The organism is Sphingomonas sp. FUKUSWIS1 (assembly GCF_000733135.1).
Lineage (GTDB): Bacteria > Pseudomonadota > Alphaproteobacteria > Sphingomonadales > Sphingomonadaceae > Sphingomonas > Sphingomonas aerolata.
This window is the reverse complement of record NZ_JPJC01000257.1, coordinates 28,344-31,817: the sequence shown is the minus strand read 5'-3', so window position 1 is coordinate 31,817 and position 3,474 is coordinate 28,344. Positions and strand designations below refer to the sequence as shown.

The window sequence follows — 3,474 nt, the reverse complement described above, 5'->3', positions numbered from 1 at the left end:
CGCGGCGCCGCGCTTGCGGGGGGTGCCCGCCCCCGTCTGTGCCAGTGCCGCCGCCGGCCACAGGCCCGTGGCCGCAAGGGCCATCATGATGTCGCGTCGTGTCGTTTCGGTCATGGACCGCTTATCCGACTTCGCGCGCCGCAGTGCAACAATCGGTAATGCCCCGCACCGCCGCCCGCCCGCCAAACGGGGCCGCCTGCCCCGTCGTCAGGACACCGTGTCGTGTCTCAGAGCGCGTGGAGCGCCGCGAGGATCATGCGCCCGGTGACTTCTGCGGTCTCGGTCTCGGACAGCCGCGGACAGGACAGTGTCCGATGCCCCAGCCCGAACATGCACGCCAGCACCAGCTCCTCCGCGCCGTCGAGCGCATCCGCCGACAACGCGGGATTGGCGACGCAGGCGAGATCGCGCACCACCGCGCGAAACCCCGCGCACAGCGAACCGATCGTGTCCGCGACCTCGCCGTTGCGATGCGCTTCCGCCATAATATCAAACGACAACGCCTCATCCCCCTTGGCGAGCGACCGCCGCGCGAGCTCGACAAATCCGCGCTCGATCGACAGCCGCCCCGTCGACACGTCGTCGGTCAGCTTGCGCAGGTCTGAGAGTTTGGCCTCGGCATCCTCGAGGATCAGCGCCTGGATCAGCGCGTTCTTGCCGGTAAACAGGCGGTAGATCTGGCCGACGCTGACGTCCGCAGCGGCAGCCAGTTCGGCCATCGACGTCTGATGGAATCCCTGCGTCGCATAAAGATGCCGGGCCGCATCAACGATGTGCGAACGCGCCGACTTCTCATGTTGCACTGCACTCAAAATTCCACTCCGGACGACGTTTTAACTTGACCCGGCGTTCGCACGTCCATAGCGGCGGCGCAAGCGGAATGAACGTTCATTCCGGTGAACTCTTCTGCACGGACGTCGGGATGCTCAACATGCAGCGATTGAATCTCAAGGGATCGGTGGCCCTGGCCGCGCTGGCGCTGATGGCGGCGTGCAGCAAGGAAGAGGCCCCCCCGCCCCCGCCGACGCCCACGGTCGGCGTCGTGACGGTCGCGCAGGAGGCGGTGACGCTCACCACCGAGTTGCCGGGGCGGATTGCCGCGGTGGAGACGTCCGAAGTGCGGCCGCAGGTGTCGGGCGTCATCCGCCGTCGCCTGTTCACCGAGGGCGCGATGGTCCGTTCGGGCCAGGTCCTCTACGAGATCGAGGACGCCCCCTATCGCGCCGCGCTCGGCACTGCGCAGGGCCAGCTTGGCGCCGCGCAGTCGCAGATCAATGCGACCCGACTCCAGGCGCAGCGTTACGGCCAGCTCGTCGCGCTGAACGCGGTCAGCAAGCAGGAGGCGGACAACGCCACCGCGTCCGCACAACAGGCGCGTGCCAATGTTGCAGCGCAGCGTGCAGCGGTCGAATCCGCGCGCGTGAACCTCAATTTCACCCGCATCAAGGCGCCGATCTCGGGTCGTATCGGCCGTTCGATCTTCACCGCCGGCGCGCTCGTCCAGACCGGGCAGACCGACGCGCTCGCGACGATCCAGCGGACCGACACCGTCTATGTCGACGTCACCCAGTCGGCGGCGCAGCTGCTCGACCTGAAGGCGGCGATGGCGTCGGGCGGCGTGACGCGCGGCGACGGTACCGCACGCGTCCAGCTGATCCTGCCCAACGGCCAGACCTATCCGATCGAGGGTCGCCTGCAATTCGCGGAAGTGACCGTCGACCCCGCGACGGGCGCGGTCACGCTGCGCGCCAGCTTCCCCAATCCCAACGGGCTGTTGCTGCCGGGCATGTATGTCCGCGCCAAGCTGGTCGAGGGTATCCGCAGCCAGGCGATCATGGCCCCGCAGGAAGGCATCACGCGCGATCCGCGCGGCAAGGCGACCGCGATGGTCGTCACCGCGCAGAACAAGGTCGAGCAGCGCAATGTCGTCACCGACCGCGTGATCGGCGACAAGTGGATCGTCACCAGCGGGCTGAAGCCCGGCGACAAGCTGATCGTCGAGGGGCTGCTCAACCTGCGCCCCGGCACGACCGTCAAGCCCGCCGCTCCGCAGCAGGTCGGCAAGGCCGGTGGCAAGGACGCTGCCGGGAATGCCGCAGCTGGCGGCGCCGCCTCCACGCAGGCCGGGAAGTAACGCCTCATGTCACGCTATTTCATCGATAGACCCATCTTCGCATGGGTCATCGCGATCATCCTGATGCTGGCCGGCGTCCTGGCGATCCGGTCGCTGCCGATCGCGCAGTTCCCCGAGATCGCCGCGCCCAAGGTGACGGTCGCAACGTCCTATCCGGGCGCCGACGCGCAGACGCTCGAGAACACGACGACGCAGATCATCGAGCAGCAGATGAAGGGGATCGACAACCTTCGCTACTTTGCATCGACCAGCGATGGCGCGGGCAATCTCGCGATCACGCTGACCTTCGAACAGGGCACCGACGCGGACATCGCGCAGGTCCAGGTGCAGAACAAGCTGCAACAGGCGACCCCGCTCCTGCCGCAGGAAGTGCAGCAGGCCGGGCTTCGCGTGACCAAGGCGACCGCCAACTTCCTGCTCGTGATCGCCGCCTATTCGCAGGACGGCAGCCATGACCAGGTCGATCTCGGCGATCTGATCGCCTCCAAGCTCCAGGATCCGCTCAGCCGGATCAAGGGCGTCGGCGACACGCAGGTGTTCGGCGCGCAATATTCGATGCGGATCTGGGTCGATCCGTTCAAGATGTCGAACCTCGGCGTCACCGTCACCGACATCACCTCGGCAATCACCGCGCAGAACGCACAGGTTTCCGCCGGTCAGGTCGGCAGCCTTCCCGCGGTCAAGGGCCAGGCGCTCAACGCGACCGTCACCGCGCAGTCGCGTCTGCAGACTCCGGAACAGTTCCGCCAGATCATCATTCGCTCGGCCACCGGCGGCGCCACCGTGCGCCTTGCCGATGTCGCCCGGGTCGAAATGGGCTCGGAAAACTACAGCTTCCAGGCGCGCTACAACGGCAAGCAGGCAGCAGGCTTCGGCGTGAAGCTGGCGCCGGGCGCCAACGCGCTCGACACCGTCACGCTGGTGAAGGCCGAGGTCGAGAAGATCGCCAAGCAGTTCCCGGCCGACGTCAAGATCGCCTATCCGGTCGACAATTCGACGTTCGTCCGGCTGTCGGTCGAACAGGTGGTCCACACGCTGATCGAGGCGATCATCCTCGTCTTCCTCGTGATGTTCCTCTTCCTCCAGAACTTCCGCGCCACGCTCATCCCGACGATCGCGGTGCCGGTCGTGCTGCTTGGCTCGCTCGCCGTGCTTCAGGTCGCGGGCTTCACGATCAACACGCTGACGCTGTTCGGCATGGTGCTGGCGATCGGCCTGCTCGTCGATGACGCGATCGTCGTCGTCGAGAATGTCGAACGCCTGATCCAGGAAGAGGGGCTGAGCCCCAAGGAGGCCGCCAAGAAATCGATGGACGAGATCAGCGGCGCGCTGGTCGGCAT

Annotated in this window: 3 protein-coding genes; 2 read left to right on the top strand and 1 reads right to left on the bottom strand. The window is 66.6% G+C overall.

Annotated features, from left to right (window positions below; all coding sequences use genetic code 11):
* Positions 1–227 precede the first annotated feature (227 nt).
* On the bottom strand, positions 228–803 hold the full coding sequence (locus tag sphsw_RS16330; protein ID WP_320481913.1) for a TetR/AcrR family transcriptional regulator: 576 nt from the start codon (positions 801–803) through the stop codon (positions 228–230).
* 128 nt (positions 804–931) lie between these two features.
* Here sphsw_RS16330 and sphsw_RS16325 point away from each other — a divergent pair, with 128 nt between their 5' ends.
* Together sphsw_RS16325 and sphsw_RS20625 are read left to right on the top strand one after the other, a co-directional pair.
* Positions 932–2,134 carry an efflux RND transporter periplasmic adaptor subunit gene (locus sphsw_RS16325; RefSeq protein WP_031441553.1) on the top strand — a complete coding sequence of 401 codons (1,203 nt, stop codon included), beginning with the start codon at positions 932–934 and terminating at the stop codon, positions 2,132–2,134.
* 6 nt (positions 2,135–2,140) lie between these two features.
* Positions 2,141–3,474: efflux RND transporter permease subunit (locus sphsw_RS20625; RefSeq protein WP_031395480.1), on the top strand; the 1,334-nt coding region annotated here is incomplete at its 3' end.

Excerpts from the sequence above, each read along its gene's own strand:
- sphsw_RS16325 (WP_031441553.1), top strand. The coding sequence starts at position 932 with ATGCAGCGATTGAATCTCAAGGGATCGGTGGCCCTGGCCGCGCTGGCG.